Source organism: Streptomyces sp. CRCS-T-1 (genome assembly GCF_024442335.1).
Lineage (GTDB): Bacteria > Actinomycetota > Actinomycetes > Streptomycetales > Streptomycetaceae > Streptomyces > Streptomyces koelreuteriae.
The window spans coordinates 3,888,580-3,902,119 of sequence record NZ_CP101651.1 but is presented as its reverse complement, the minus strand read 5'-3'; the positions used below and the strand labels follow the sequence as shown (position 1 = coordinate 3,902,119).

The window sequence follows — 13,540 nt, the reverse complement described above, 5'->3', positions numbered from 1 at the left end:
GGGTGCATTCCTGGTGGTCGGGGCCATGGTCCTCAGCGCACCGGGAAGCCGCAGGAGTAGCCCTGCTCCTTGAGCCAGGGGAGGATCCGGCGCAGGGCCTCGACGGTCTGGGAGCGTTCGCCGCCCGCGTCGTGGAAGAGGATCGTCGGCCCGTTGGACAACTCCCGCTCGACGGTGGCGACCATGGCGTCCGTGCCCGGCCGCTCGAAGTCCTTGGAGTCGACGTTCCAGCCCAGCGGGCGCATGCCCCGGGAGGCGGCCAGCTTGCGGCTGTAGGGGGTGAAGGCCCCGCCGGGCGCCCGGTAGTACATCGGCCGTACGCCCCCGGACGCCTTGGTGATCATGCGTTCGGCGTCGAGGATCTGCCGCGACTGGTAGGCCTCGGACTTCTTGTCCATGGTGGTGTCGTGCGACACCGAGTGGTCGCACAGCCGGTGCCCGGCCGCGACGACCTTCTTCACCAGGTCCGGGTGGGCCTGTGCCTGCGTCCCCACCATGCAGAACGTGGCCTTCACCCCGTACTCCCGCAGCACGTCGAGCACTTCGGGGGTCCACACAGGGTCGGGGCCGTCGTCGATGGTGATGTTGACACCGCGCGCTCCCTTGTCCGAGGCGTGCGCGATGCCCGCCGCGACCGGCTCGACGTCACCGCCGGGGGCGGCCGATGCGCTCGCATTCGGCGCCGAGCCGCCCGTGGCACCGGCCTGCGCGGTCCACACCGACGCACCGGTGGCGAGCATCGTCACCCCGAGCGCCGCCCCGACCACCTTGCCGTACCAGCCCCGCCCGCCGCCGTGCCGCGCCATGTCCGCCCCGCTCTCCCGCAGTTCCTCACCGATGCTGCCCGGTCACCGTGCGACCACCTGGCATGACGAGAAGCGGCGGCCGGGGGATCCCTCCGTTACCGAGCACGGACAATCTCGGGGGAGAGCGGGGACAACTCGGCGGGGCCACCCCCTGAGCGCCGGCTTCGGAACAGCACGCGCCGCTGACCTACCTTTCCTCGGGGAGGGGTAGGAGGCACCCCGGGCCAGGACCCATGAGGCGGCGAGGAGGGACATGCTGAACGAGACGGTGTTCCGGAGCGACGACGTGCCGGCGGCGGACCGGTTCGACTGCTGGCGCGAGTTGGTCAGCCGGACCCATGCTCCGCTCGAATTGCGCAGCGACCACCGGGCGGACTTCCGGGCCTCTCAACGTGTGCTGGACCTCGGTGCCGTGTCCGTGTGGCCCACCACGTTCCAGCCGGTGTGCTTCCGGCGCTCGCCGAAGCTGATCCGGCAGTCCGACCCCGAGGGCCTGCACGTGTCGCTGCCGTTGAGCGGGGCGCTGCGCACCGTGCGGGACGAGGAGGAGTCCGAGTACGGCCCCGACAGCCTGTGCGTCGTCGACACGTCGCGCACCGTCGACGTCCACGGCGGCGACGGCTCGCTCCCCCATACGGGAGTAGGCCTTGAGGTCCCGAAGGCGCTGCTGCCCCTGCCACGGAACCGGCTGAACCACGTGACCGGTCTGCACCTGTCGGTCCGGGAAGGATTCGGCTCCCTGCTGAGACAACTCCTCACACAGCTCGCACGAGGCACCGACGCCTACCAGCCCTCCGACGGACCGCGGCTCGGGTCCGTGGCGGTCGACCTGCTGTCGGCGCTCTTCGCCCAAGCCCTCGAAACGGAGAACGCCCTCCCACCGGAAACCCGACAGCAGACACTCGTCCTGCGCATCCGTGCCTTCGTACGGGACCACCTCCACGACCCGAACCTGAACCCCGCCGCCATCGCCGCCGCGCACCACATATCCCGCAGCTACCTGTACCGACTCTTCGCGCACGAAGAGCAGTCCATCGCCGCCTGGATCCGCACACAACGCCTGGACCACGCCCGCCGCGACCTCGCGGACCCCGCCCTCGCCACCACCCCCATCCACGCCATCGCCGCCCGCTGGGGCTTCCCCCGCCCCGCCGACTTCACCCGCGCCTTCCGCTCCGCCTACGGCATCCCCCCGAGGGACTACCGCCAGAAAACCCACCTGCGCCTCCCCGAGTAGACGCCATGCCAATCAGCTGTGGACTGCCCGCTATCGAAAGCCCGTCGAGCACCCGGCACCCTGTTGATGTCGGTCACCCGGATCCGATCCGGGAGGGAGCTGCCCAAGCGCCCTGCGCCCTCAGCGCGATCACTCAGTCCCACGGGGGTGGACTGCGAAGTCACGCGAGACCCGAGACGGCATGGGCAGCTTCTCCGCCGACCGGCATGCTCCGGGAGAGTGCGCCGCGAAAAACGGGGTAGACGCGGCTTCGTCGGCCCGAGCCGACGATCGCAGAGGTCGGCCGACTGGGAGAACAGATCATGACGACAACCGTGCACGCTGTCGCTGAGACCGCCACCGGCCTGCCGGAGATAGCGGACCCCTCGAAGGTGGCGCCCAAGGACGCACGGGAGTTGTCGAAGCTGTTCTTCGACCAGCTCGCCGTACTGGAGGAGGGCACTCCCGAGTACCAGTACGCGCGCAACACGCTGATCGAGATGAACATGTCCCTCGTCCGCTACGCGGCCGGCCGGTTCCGCAGCCGCGGTCCGGGCGAGATGGAGGACATCGTCCAGGTCGGCATGATCGGCCTGATCAAGGCCATCGACCGGTTCGAGCTGACCCGCGAGGTCGAGTTCACCTCCTTCGCCGTGCCGTACATCGTCGGCGAGATCAAGCGGTTCTTCCGCGACACCTCCTGGGCCGTGCACGTGCCCCGGCGTCTGCAGGAGGCGCGTGCCCAGCTGACCCGCGCCACCGAGGAACTCCGCAGCAGGCTGGGCCGCACGCCGACCACCAAGGAACTGGCCGAGCTGATGTGCCTGCCGGAGGAGGAGGTCCGCGAGGCCCGGCTGGCCTCCAACGGCTACAACTCCTCCTCCCTGGACGCGGCCATCAACACCGGCCAGGACGGTGAAACGGTCCTGGCCGACTTCATCGGCGCCGAGGACACCGCCCTCGAACTGGTCGAGGACTTCCACGCCCTGGCCCCGATGATCGCCGAACTCGACGAACGCGACCGGCAGATCCTGCACTGGCGCTTTGTCGAGGAACTCACCCAGAAGGAGATCGGCGAACGCCTCGGCTACTCGCAGATGCACGTCTCGCGTCTGGTCTCCCGCCTGCTGGCCCGCCTGCGCGAAGGCATGCTCACCGACGCGTGAGCCTGGTTGAGACCCCGCGCGTGCGCGGCACAGCGGCATCCTGGCAAGGAGGAGACGCAGTGGACCAAGCGTCAGTACGGGCGGTGGGCTGGGCCCGCTCGATCCCGATGAGCAGCGGTCCCAAGGCGGCACGCGACTGGGCGCGCGAGCATCTGGAAACCCTCGCCTGGTCCCGCAGCACCTCACGCACGGTGGACGATGTCCTGCTGGCCATCTCGGAGCTGGTGACCAACGCCCATGTGCACGCCCACTCCAGCGCCCGGCTCGTGATGACCTGGGACGGCCAGTGCCTGCACACCACCGTGCACGACGACGACACCGCCCTGCCCACCCCCCGCGAACCCAGCCGCGACCGCCTCGGCGGCCGGGGCATGTTCCTCGTCGAGGCCCTCGCGGACGACTGGGAGGCCCGCCCCTGCCCCTACGGAAAGTCGGTCACAGCCTGCTTCCGCCTGCCGCCGCCGGCCGGGGAGACAACGACCGCCTAGGGTCTGCGGGGGCCTGGGGCCTGGGGCCTGGGGCCTGGGGCCTGGCGGGCCTGGCGGGCCTGGGGGGGCGTTTGCCGGACGCTGCCTCAACCGATCTCGTACTCATTCCGACCGGAGAGCGGGGCACGCAGCTCCACGCGGAGCCGGACCGACGTGTCGACAGGCAATCCCGTGCTGGAGTAACGAAGATCCTTCGAGTAGCGAGCGATGCGATCAAGATCCTGCAGCTGCCGCTGAAGCTCGAAACCCAGCGCTTCGTCCGGGTCAGGAACCTCGTTCTCTTCTTGCCCGGCCAGGTACTCCAGATACTGGTCGACAGCCTCCACGGCCCGCCGGCTGGTCCATACGGCGAAATCCCGGCACCCGAACAGATAGGCATGCGCGGCATACAACACTGCCGCCCCGGCGGGCTCGTCCGCATCGTCAGGCCCGTCCTGACCGTCGTTGTGGCAGAACTCGCTGAGCATGTACTCGGCCACGCCGCGCTTCACCGCCGAGAAGACCGTCGAATCACCAAGAACGCCCTCCCACACGGAATTCAGCAGCGGCCGCAGGCTCACAGTGAACGGCGCCTGCTCCTCCACGGGCAGCGCCTCGTGCCGACTCATCAGCCGTTCCGCGACCCCGGCCGCGAACACGCCCCGTTCACCGGCCGACACCGCTTCCAACCGCTCCTCCACCCGCGCGGAAAGCTCCCGCCACACGCCCATTCCAGCCCCCCGGAGTCAAGACATCAGCGCGGCCCTCGCCGACCACGGCGATCATCGCACCCGCCAGTGACAACACCGCGGCCATGCCCTGCTGACACGGCGTCGCCCAGGCTCATCAGCCACCGGGCCGACGGCGACCCCTACTTGGTCGTGTGCGTGGGATAGACCTGAACATCGGTGTAGGCGCCCTTGATCTCTCCCGCGCCCGCAGGCCACTTCAGGCCACGGCACCCACACCGCCGTACTCACCGCCGCCGACCGCCTCCAGCCCCCCACATCCGTCGCGATCTACGACGACAAGGGAGCAGCATGGCCGTATTGTGCAGCAGGCGAGGCAGACGCTGCTGATGCGTTGCTGCCGTGCTTTGCAGCCGGGCGACCCCCATCCCTATCGGGTACCCGACGAACGACCAGGAGGCTGACCGGTGATCACTCTGACCGCAGTCGGAGGAGTGGCCCTGGTCGAACTGGGCATGGCCCTGACCCCGGGACCGAACATGATCCACCTCGCCTCCCGCGCGATCACCCAGGGCCGCAGGGCGGGCCTGGTCAGCCTCAGTGGGACCGCCCTGGGGTTTGTGTGCTATCTGCTGGCCGCGGCTGCGGGCCTGTCCGCGTTGTTCGCCGCCGTGCCGGTGGCGTTCACGGTGGTCAAGCTCGCCGGGGCCGCCTACCTGGCCTACCTCGCCTGGGGAATGCTCAAGCCCGGCGGCCGCTCGCCCTTCGCCCCGGCCCAGGACCTGCCTCCGGTCTCCGACGCCCGCCTGTTCTCGATGGGGCTGCTGACCAACCTGCTCAACCCCAAGATCGCTCTGATGTATGCCGCCCTCCTGCCCCAGTTCCTGGACCCGCAGGCAGGTCCGGCCTGGGGGCAACTGCTCCAGCTCGGTGGTGTGCAGATCATCGTGGGGATCTCCGTCAACGCCCTGATCATGCTGGGCGCGGCACGGGTGTCGGGGTTCCTGGCCGCCCGCCCCCGCGCCATGACCGCCCAACGGTTCACGGCAGGCGGCCTGCTCGGCGCCTTCGTCCTGCGCACCGCCCTGTCCCGCACTCCTGTCTCCACCTGACCCAGGCCCGCGGGCCCGTGACACCAACCCTGCCCTGAGCGCCGATACAGGGACGGTGACGGCACCCGCGGGTGCAGATCACTCACCCCCGCCAAGCCCACCACACTCGCCACGAACCGGCCGACACTCGGGCATCGCCGGCCGGCAGCTGGGCGGTGGCATGACGAACCCCAGCCGCTCGTACAGGCTGATCGCCTGAGCCGGGTTTCGACGATGTGGCCCACGTGGTGGATGCGGGCAGGGTCGGGTCCCATAGCCGTGACCGTAAGAAAAAAAGGGGGCGATCACTCCGGTCGTCGCGTCGCCGTCGTCGGTCAGACGCGTGGACCGAGGAACAGGCCGCCGCTCGCGTCGATGACCTGGCCGGTGATCCAGCGAGCGGCGTCGGATGCGAGGAAGGCGACGACATCGGCGACGTCGTCGGGCCCGCCCAGCCGGTCGAGTGCCGTCAAAGCCGTGATCTGTTCGGCGAGGCCCGGCACGTCGAAGACGGCTCCGTTGGCCGCTGTCCTGGTGGCTCCGGGAGCGACAGCGTTCACCGTGATCCCCCGGGGCCCGAGTTGGTTGGCCAGGGTCCTGCTCATCGTCTCGACCGCGGCCTTCGTCATGGCGAAGGACGTCTGGGCCGAGTTGGCCATCCGGGTCGCCACCGATGAGATCGTGATGATCCGGCCGCCGTCACGCAGCAGGGGCAATGCGCGCTCGACGATGAAATACGGCGCTCGCACGTTGACCGCGAAGAGGCGGTCGAACTCCGCCCGGGTCGTCGCGCCGAGCGGACCGGCCGGTGCGGCCGCGGCGTTGTTGACGAGGATGTCGAGCGGTCTACCGGACAAGCAGTCCTCGACACCGGCGAAGAGCGTCTCGACATCGCCGTCCACGCCCAGTTCGGCCCGGACGGCGCGGGCGGCCCCACCAGCCCGTTCCACTGCCTCGACCGTGGCCGCCGCCCCGCTCTCGTCCGTGCCGAAGTGCACGATGACCATGCCCCCTTCCGCCGCGAGCCGGGCTGCGATCGCTTGGCCGATGCCACGCGACGCACCCGTCACCAAAGCCGTCCTGCCGACCTGACCACTCACACCGTCCACCCCACCGAATGTTAGTTACTAACATTGCGATAGTGTCTACCACATGACGGAGCGAAAGCCCACCCTGAGGGAACGGCAGCGAGCCGGGACGCGGCGCGTGATCCAGGAGCACGCCGTACGGCTGTTCACCGACCGCGGCTACGACACGGTGACGGTGGCCGAAGTCGCCGAGGCCGCCGGTGTCTCGGCGATGACCGTGTACCGGCACTTCCCCACCAAGGAGGACCTCGTCCTCATCGACCAGCCCGCCCGGCTCATCACCGAGAAGGTCGCCGCCTCGCCCGCGACCCAGCCCGTGGTGCGCCGCGTCGGTAGCGCACTCGTCGATGCGGCCACGGTGCTGACCGGTGACGAGGGGAACGAGCCGGCAGTGAGCGAGCGGTTCCTGCTGGACTGCCTCCGGCTGATGGTCTCGACGCCCGCACTGCGGGCCCGGCATCTGGACAGCCAGTACGCGCTCCAGCAGGCCATCGTCGACGCCCTCGGCCCGGACGACGCGACGACCCATGACGCCGCGTTCCGCGCCCAGGCGGCGACCAGCGCATGCCTGGCCGCGATGCACACGGCCTTGACGCGCTGGGCCGAGGACGACGGACAGACGGAACTGCCCGACCTCATCGCGCGAGCACTCGCCGCGTCCTTCGGGGACGCCATCACCACCGGCCACAAGGACCGAGGCGGCCACAACCCGCCGCCAGAACAGGACTGATCTGGCTCTTGCGCACCGGCTGCACGAACTGGGCTTGACCACCGAATGGCAGTACCGAACCCACTGCGTGGAACTAGGCCGTCTCGGCTACCGCAAGTCGGAGCCTCGGAGCGGCGTTGCCCGCGAGGCCTCCCAGGTGCTGGGCAAGGTGTTCACTGCCCTACGCAGCGAGGGAACGCGGCCTGCGGACGTGGCCCGCGAGCTTCACCTCCGGCCCGCCGATCTCAACGACCTGATCTTCGGGCTCGTTGTCACCGCGCAAGAGGGCGAGGTCCAAAGGCACGGCGGCACGGACAACCGGACCCGGCTGTCCGTCGTCCGCTGACAATGGGCTAGACAGTCTGTGGACCCAGCGACCTGCTATTTCTCGTCCAAATCGAGGGCTGTTCGCTCGACTGCGAGGTAGGTATCTGTGGTTGCGGCCTCCAGGTATCCATCCTCGCTGGGGAGCGCAAGCTCGGGGCTGACGTCGATGAGCTGCTCCCACGTCCTGTTGCCCCCGGCTGAAAAGCCGCGACGAACGGCTACGAGGTATTCGCTCCTCTGGTCAGCCCTGAGGTGCTGCACCAGGCTTCGAGCCTCGAATGCCTGCCGTGCGTATTGCCGATCGCTCACCTGCTGATCTCGGTCGTCCGTCATTGGGGGAATAGCGGTCAGCGGTACATCGAGATCTCGTGCCGACGGCATCTCGCTTACGTACGGTGTGTATTCGGGGCGCATCTCGCGTGCCTGGTCAGCGATGCGACGTTCCATCCCGGCGAGTTCACGGCACGCACCGTACAGCCGACGAGACATGCCGAGGACGAGGTCTGTTCCTGGAATCCTGCCGATCAGCATGTCCAGGCCGTCATGGTTGCGGATCGTTCGCTCAGGGGCGGATCGGCGGACCCGTCGGCGCAGGCCATCCGTGGCGGAGTCGTGCTCCAGCAGGCGCAAGGGGTCGGAGTGCTGCAGACCCTGTCCGATCTCGGGTCTCCCGACGGGGGTGACCCTCAGCAGGTTGGGCGGCAGCGATGCCAAGGCGAAGTACGTCATCATGCGGGCTCGCGCGAGTTCCAGCAGCGTCTCGCCGCTGTCCTGATCCTGGTCGTCGGCAGCGGCCGTAGTGGCCGGCCCGGAGTCCTCGCCGCCGTTGTCCACCTTCTCGACGTCGATCATCATGAAGAGGCGCCCCTCAAGGCTCGTGCCACACAGCACTTTGTGGTGTGGCACGGGGAGCAGGGCACCCACATCCAGCTGCTTTGCTCCCTTCTTGCGGGAGGGCATGTGCAGCCGACGACTTCCCTTCGCCTCGACCAACCAGACTCCCGAATTCGTCGGGTGCGTGCCGAACAGGTCGGGCAGGCTACGGGTCTTGGCCCAACCTGGAGCAGCTCCAAGCGGTGCTGCACTTTCCGCATGCGTCGTCGGGCCGAGCCCCATGAGACTGCGGCAGGCCCACTCGGCCATCGTCATGCCGATGTGATAGCCGAACGCAGTGCGAGTCGAGTTTTCTGTGCCGTGGGAGTAGACGGCACTAGGGATCACCTTCCGTCCCGGCCGGAGTCCTTGGTCGGTCTGCACGCTGTCGCGAACCAGATAGGCCGACAGGGGATACCGTCGGGCCATGATCTCGCGGCGGGCCAGCCGGGGGACGGACGCGACCCACGGAGTGATGTCGCGGCCGACGGTGGTGGTGGCGTCGAGGAGGGCGCGCCACGTGGTGGTGACGAGGTAGTCCCCGTCCGGAGGGATGCTGCGCGAAGCCGGCCAGCGCTTCCGGGCCATCTCTACCTCTGGGCGCGACGGCCGTTCTGCGGGGCTCAGGGGGGAACTGCGTCTGACGAATACAGGTACGTCGAAAGCATCGGGCGCAGACATCGTGATGTCGCTCGCCCCAGGCGGAGGAAGCATCCACCCACTTTGCCATCGGGCAGAGACGCCCGGTTGCGGGTCAGGCTGGTGTGGGAGGCAGACGGGGTGGTGGCGCTCCCCATCGCCCGGGGTCGGGCTACTGGTCGGTGATGGACTCCTGAGCGCGACGACTGCGTGAGCAGCGGCACTGAGGCACCTGACAACTGCTGCTTTGCTTAAGCGACTTGGTTGGCCTTTGTGCACCTTGTGGCCCAGGTCACTGAGAGGGCGTCTCGCGATTTGAGATCATTCGGCGGCGTGGTGCCTGAAGTGGCGCCAGAAGGTCCTTCTGAACGTCACTCGCCCTCGATTTAGGGCACGCGAAGGGCACGCCACCCTCAAATTGGACTAGACAATAAACAACCCCCGGGTCTCTGACCTGGGGGTTCGTGGTGGAGCGGGTGACGAGAATCGAACTCGCGCTCTCAGCTTGGGAAGCTGGGGTTCTCTGTTGGTGAGAACATGACTGACCTGCGGCGGAGCGGCGTTGGTGTCCGGTGGGCGAGTGGCTGGTTCCCCGGTGTTCCCCGCACCATCTGGCACGTGTCTGGCACGTCGTTAGCGCTGGTAGCTTCCAGCACCCGTGTCGGGCTGCGAAGGGCTAGCGGACGCCGAGGGGGCACGAGAGCGCGTCGAGAGCCGGTACTCGCCCAGCAACCCGCGTCGCGCGGGCCGTAGACGGGGACGAGCTGCGCGGCAGGCTCCGTAGTGCCTCCGCTCGGGGACCTCGTGGGCACAGATCCAGGCGACCTACGTTCTCTGGCTCCGAAACCAACCAGAGTGCCGAACGCCCAACATGTCTGGCGGCTGTGGTTTGCCGGCACCCACATCGACCGTGCCTGATGGTGCCCGCAAAGCGGCCTGGCCGCACGTATTGACCGCTGGCCCTGGCGACCAGCGTCTACTGCCGCTTCGCGAGCCGTCCAGGTTGGAGAGCTTGCCTACCGGATACCCGCCCTGTCCAGCGTTGTGAGCGTGCGTTAAAGTGGAGCGGCCCGATACCACGTAACTCGAGAGAAGGAAAGTGGACGTCCGAGCCGAAGGCCAGGAAGCACACTACGTTCAGGAGCCGATTCCTGGCGAGGCGGATCTGGATGTACCTGGTCGTCTGGTCCGCGGCGCTCTCACGCCCAAGCGGCCTGCAACGGAAACCGCTGGCATGGCCGATGCGTTTCCTTACTATGCAGGTTTCTCTTTTGAGTGGGCACGCGGAAAGATCTCTGAACACCATCTATCGAGTGACGCTGTCGTCTTGGATCCATGGAACGGCAGTGGAACAACGACGCTGGCCGCGAACAGTCTCGGACTCCGCTCCATTGGAATCGATCGGAATCCCGTAGCTAATACCGTAGCCCGTCTGCGGTGTAGTGGAAATCCGGATACTCCTCCGATCCTAACTCCCAATTCCTCCGGAGCGTATGAGGGCAGCGAACCACTGGAATCTTGGTTCAATCCGCGGACCGCGAAAAGGTTTCGAGAGTGGGCGCAGACATTTTCCGCCGCGTCGGCTTCGAGCGCTGGCACAGTCGCACTGTTCCGAGTTGTCCGCGCAACCACCAAGTCTTTCGAGGGAAGTAACCCTACTTGGGTTAAGCGAGCCAAGTCAGACGCGGAACGGATCGATATTGGGCGCTCTGAAATTGACGAACTAATCGTGAGAGAACAGCGGTTCTTGGCTGAGCGCCTTGGCTCAGTCTCCCGAACGACCGCGCCCAGCGGGATCCTAACGGCGGATTCCGCGTATCTGCCACTGGCAGACCAATCAGTCGATCTAGTACTTACATCGCCGCCCTACCTGACGCGCATTGACTATGCCATTGCTTATGCGCGCGAACTTGCAGTTCTCGGGATCGATATCTTCGCGGAGAAGGACCTCCGGTATGCCCTTATGGGCACCACATTGACTCGTACGCAACAGCCTGCTCTCAGCCTGGGTTCTGCCGCTACAGAACTTCTCGCAAAGGTAGCGCGCCACGATAGTAAGGCTTCCTCGGGATATTACCTGAAGCAGGTTCAACAATACATGCGCGACTTGTCGTCGGGCATGGATGAGGTCTCACGGGTGGCCAAATCGACTGCAGAGATGCACCTCGTAGTACAAGATTCGTATTACAAAGACATCCCTGTTCCGTTGGCTCAGATGTGCATTGAAGAAGCTGAGAGGCGATCATGGCGCTTCGTTAAGAGCAAACCGTATGCGGTGCGCAGGCTGCTCACCTCGCTAAATAGGTCCGCCCAGGCCTACAAAAAAGGTGAGGTATCGGAGACGGTCATCACTTTCAGGAGGACTCAGTGACCGATGAAGCTCCACTAGCATCTCCCGATGAGCTCATCCAGTCGGTAGATTACAAAATCACCTCCGTTCGCACCCAGAGTATCGACTTCTCTTTCAATGAGCTTGCCAGCATGCATGCAGATGGCGAGCTTGTTATTGACCCTGAATTTCAGCGGATGTTCCGGTGGACGGATGGAGCGCAAGCCCGCTTCATCGAGTCGCTGCTTCTTGAACTCCCTATCCCGCCGATCTTCCTCATTGAACGTGATGACCGGGTCTACGAACTCATCGATGGATTGCAACGAATCTCTTCCTACCTGCACTTCCGCGGGCAGTTGGTAGTAGAAGACAAGAAGCTTGAGCCCTTGGTTCTGGACGACTGTGACATCGTCCCGCAGCTCAATGGCATGACGTATGACACGCTCCCCCGTGCGCTCGGAATCAAGCTTAAGAGGAGCTTTGTCAGGGCCGAGATTCTTCGCAAGGAGAGCGATCCGCGCCTCCGCTACTACATGTTCAAACGCCTTAACACAGGTGGTGAGCGGCTAGCGGAACAGGAAGTCCGCAACGCGACTATTCGGCTCCTGTCGAATGATTTCAATCAGTACTTGATTAACCTCAGTCGAAATGAGGACTTCAAGTTCTGCATTGATGCCATTACAGAGAATGCCGGCAAGAGGAAGTTCGACCAAGAGCTCGTCCTTCGGTTCTTCGCCTTCAAGAACGTCCGTCACATTTATAGGCACGACATTGCCGACTTCCTGACGGACTATCTGGAAGCTGTGTCGGATCCGTCGAATTCTGAGTCATTTGACTATGAATCCGAGTCTGCGATATTCCGCAAGACCTTCGAGGCGATTCGCCGTATCGCTGAAATTCTTGATTACGGCGCAAGGATTTTCGGCACAATCGGCCCGAATGGAGAACCTCGCAATCAATTTTCCGTCTACCACTACGAAGGCATTGTTCTAGGCCTTCAGGAAGTCCTTGATCGTGTCGATTTCGACAACCCTGGACAGATGGGGCGGCTCGCCGAAGTCGTGCGTGCCGGAAAGTCAGATCAGATGTTCCTCAAGGCGACTGGCGGAGGAAAGAACGACAGGATTCAACTGCGCGATCGGATCGGCTATTTCGCTGAGAGGTTTGCGGGAGTGCTGGATTGAACCTTGCGGAGATGCGGGCGCAGCTTGAAGAGGATCTAGCTTGGCGTCTTGATGAGCTGAGGCATCTTAGGAATCAGCTTCTAGGTGACAGCAAGCGGGAGTCGTGGACTGCTGCTGCGATGCGGACAATTCTGGTCATGCAGTACGCACACTTAGAGGGCTTCACTCGTAACTCATTTCACGTCTATGTGACGGCAATCAATGAAGCTAGTCTCAATGCATCAGAATTGCAGCCTCAGTTGCTTGCTTCCGCTTTGGCGTCGGAGTTCACAGCCCTCCGCCGCAATGTCGGAGCTGATGACGATAAAGACGATGAGGGTCGACTAACGCGACGTGCTCAGAATGAGGTTGCTTTCACTTCAAAGCTACTTGACGTAATGGCCGTACCGTTGACCCTTACTGCCGAAGAGGCGGTCTCCATGGAGATGAATATGGGTCGTGATGTTCTTCGGCGCTGCCTTTACTTGCTTGCTATACCTGGCGATAAAGTAAACAAGCATCAATACAATGCCATCGAGTTCGTTAAGAATGCCCGCAATGATATTGCCCATGGGAGCCGAAAAGAGCGTTTTTCCCCTGCGCTCTTTGAAGCCCATCGGGAGAAGTGTGAGCAATTCATGCGTGACCTGATGCGCGTTATTACGCTTGCGGCAACTGAGCAGTGGTACAAACGACAAGTGAGCGCTGGCGAGTAACCAAATCGCGCGGGCGGTGGAGCGGCTTTGGGCTGGAGCTGCTTTGGCGCGAGTGATCATGGCCCCGTAAGCTTCCGGCGCGTCGGGCAGTCTGTGGACCTGCCCGCTAAAGCACGACGTTGGGGCCATGATCTTCGAGGCTCGCGCCAAAGTGGCTGCCTAAAGCCGTGGAGCCGACCGCCCCAGCCACGACGTACCCCCTCTCTGGCATCAGGTGGCTGATTGCTCTGTGCGCGGCCCGGGCGCCGGCCGGGCTGGAGC

The 13,540-nt window shown here is 65.1% G+C and carries 13 protein-coding genes; 9 read left to right on the top strand and 4 right to left on the bottom strand.

Features of this window, described 5'->3' with window-relative positions; all coding sequences use genetic code 11:
- Positions 1–32: 32 nt before the first annotated feature.
- Entirely contained in the window at positions 33–806 is a 774-nt protein-coding gene (locus NNW99_RS17530; protein WP_215120084.1) for a polysaccharide deacetylase family protein, read from the bottom strand.
- A 253-nt stretch (positions 807–1,059) separates the two neighbouring features.
- Between NNW99_RS17530 and NNW99_RS17525 the strand changes: the two genes are divergently transcribed.
- From NNW99_RS17525 to NNW99_RS17515, 3 genes are all read left to right on the top strand, one after another.
- The gene (locus NNW99_RS17525; RefSeq protein WP_215120083.1) at positions 1,060–2,043 is read left to right on the top strand and encodes a helix-turn-helix domain-containing protein; all 984 of its coding nucleotides are present in this window, start codon (positions 1,060–1,062) and stop codon (positions 2,041–2,043) included.
- A 302-nt stretch (positions 2,044–2,345) separates the two neighbouring features.
- Positions 2,346–3,188, top strand: a complete 843-nt coding sequence (locus tag NNW99_RS17520) for an RNA polymerase sigma factor SigF (protein WP_215120082.1) — start codon at positions 2,346–2,348, stop codon at positions 3,186–3,188.
- A gap of 59 nt (positions 3,189–3,247) precedes the next feature.
- The gene (locus tag NNW99_RS17515; RefSeq protein ID WP_251057842.1) at positions 3,248–3,676 is read left to right on the top strand and encodes an ATP-binding protein; all 429 of its coding nucleotides are present in this window, start codon (positions 3,248–3,250) and stop codon (positions 3,674–3,676) included.
- An 86-nt stretch (positions 3,677–3,762) separates the two neighbouring features.
- Here NNW99_RS17515 and NNW99_RS17510 read toward each other — a convergent pair whose 3' ends face one another.
- The gene (locus tag NNW99_RS17510) at positions 3,763–4,386 is read right to left on the bottom strand and encodes a hypothetical protein (RefSeq protein WP_215120081.1); all 624 of its coding nucleotides are present in this window, start codon (positions 4,384–4,386) and stop codon (positions 3,763–3,765) included.
- 425 nt (positions 4,387–4,811) lie between these two features.
- On the opposite strand from NNW99_RS17510, the gene NNW99_RS17505 reads away from it, so the two are divergent.
- Positions 4,812–5,456 (top strand): LysE family translocator, encoded by a 645-nt coding sequence (locus tag NNW99_RS17505; RefSeq protein WP_215120080.1) that lies wholly within the window; start codon positions 4,812–4,814, stop codon positions 5,454–5,456.
- Positions 5,457–5,770: 314 nt separating this feature from the next.
- Here the strand turns inward: NNW99_RS17505 and NNW99_RS17500 are convergent, their stop codons facing one another.
- Positions 5,771–6,544: an SDR family NAD(P)-dependent oxidoreductase gene (locus NNW99_RS17500; protein WP_215120079.1), complete on the bottom strand. Its 774-nt coding sequence runs from the start codon at positions 6,542–6,544 to the stop codon at positions 5,771–5,773.
- Between the two features lie 43 nt (positions 6,545–6,587).
- On the opposite strand from NNW99_RS17500, the gene NNW99_RS17495 reads away from it, so the two are divergent.
- Positions 6,588–7,253, top strand: a complete 666-nt coding sequence (locus NNW99_RS17495) for a TetR/AcrR family transcriptional regulator (RefSeq protein ID WP_215120078.1) — start codon at positions 6,588–6,590, stop codon at positions 7,251–7,253.
- Positions 7,254–7,287: 34 nt separating this feature from the next.
- Positions 7,288–7,578 (top strand): hypothetical protein, encoded by a 291-nt coding sequence (locus NNW99_RS17490; RefSeq protein ID WP_215120077.1) that lies wholly within the window; start codon positions 7,288–7,290, stop codon positions 7,576–7,578.
- Between the two features lie 35 nt (positions 7,579–7,613).
- On the opposite strand, the gene NNW99_RS17485 is transcribed toward NNW99_RS17490, so the two are convergent.
- Positions 7,614–9,020 (bottom strand): hypothetical protein, encoded by a 1,407-nt coding sequence (locus NNW99_RS17485; RefSeq protein ID WP_215120076.1) that lies wholly within the window; start codon positions 9,018–9,020, stop codon positions 7,614–7,616.
- A 1,150-nt stretch (positions 9,021–10,170) separates the two neighbouring features.
- Here NNW99_RS17485 and NNW99_RS17480 point away from each other — a divergent pair.
- The 3 genes from NNW99_RS17480 to NNW99_RS17470 are packed head-to-tail and all read left to right on the top strand — an operon-like array spanning position 10,171 to position 13,279.
- Positions 10,171–11,442 (top strand): DNA methyltransferase, encoded by a 1,272-nt coding sequence (locus tag NNW99_RS17480; RefSeq protein WP_215120075.1) that lies wholly within the window; start codon positions 10,171–10,173, stop codon positions 11,440–11,442.
- Positions 11,439–12,584 (top strand): DUF262 domain-containing protein, encoded by a 1,146-nt coding sequence (locus NNW99_RS17475; protein WP_215120074.1) that lies wholly within the window; start codon positions 11,439–11,441, stop codon positions 12,582–12,584. The genes NNW99_RS17480 and NNW99_RS17475 overlap by 4 nt, the downstream gene beginning before the upstream one ends.
- An 11-nt stretch (positions 12,585–12,595) precedes the next feature.
- Entirely contained in the window at positions 12,596–13,279 is a 684-nt protein-coding gene (locus NNW99_RS17470; RefSeq protein ID WP_215120073.1) for an MAE_28990/MAE_18760 family HEPN-like nuclease, read from the top strand.
- Positions 13,280–13,540: the final 261 nt, after the last annotated feature.

Coding starts and splice junctions, on each gene's coding strand:
- NNW99_RS17525 (WP_215120083.1), top strand. CDS start 1,060: ATGCTGAACGAGACGGTGTTCCGGAGCGACGACGTGCCGGCGGCGGAC.
- NNW99_RS17485 (WP_215120076.1), bottom strand. CDS start 9,020: ATGGCCCGGAAGCGCTGGCCGGCTTCGCGCAGCATCCCTCCGGACGGG.
- NNW99_RS17520 (WP_215120082.1), top strand. CDS start 2,346: ATGACGACAACCGTGCACGCTGTCGCTGAGACCGCCACCGGCCTGCCG.
- NNW99_RS17495 (WP_215120078.1), top strand. CDS start 6,588: ATGACGGAGCGAAAGCCCACCCTGAGGGAACGGCAGCGAGCCGGGACG.
- NNW99_RS17530 (WP_215120084.1), bottom strand. CDS start 806: ATGGCGCGGCACGGCGGCGGGCGGGGCTGGTACGGCAAGGTGGTCGGG.
- NNW99_RS17510 (WP_215120081.1), bottom strand. CDS start 4,386: ATGGGCGTGTGGCGGGAGCTTTCCGCGCGGGTGGAGGAGCGGTTGGAA.
- NNW99_RS17470 (WP_215120073.1), top strand. CDS start 12,596: ATGCGGGCGCAGCTTGAAGAGGATCTAGCTTGGCGTCTTGATGAGCTG.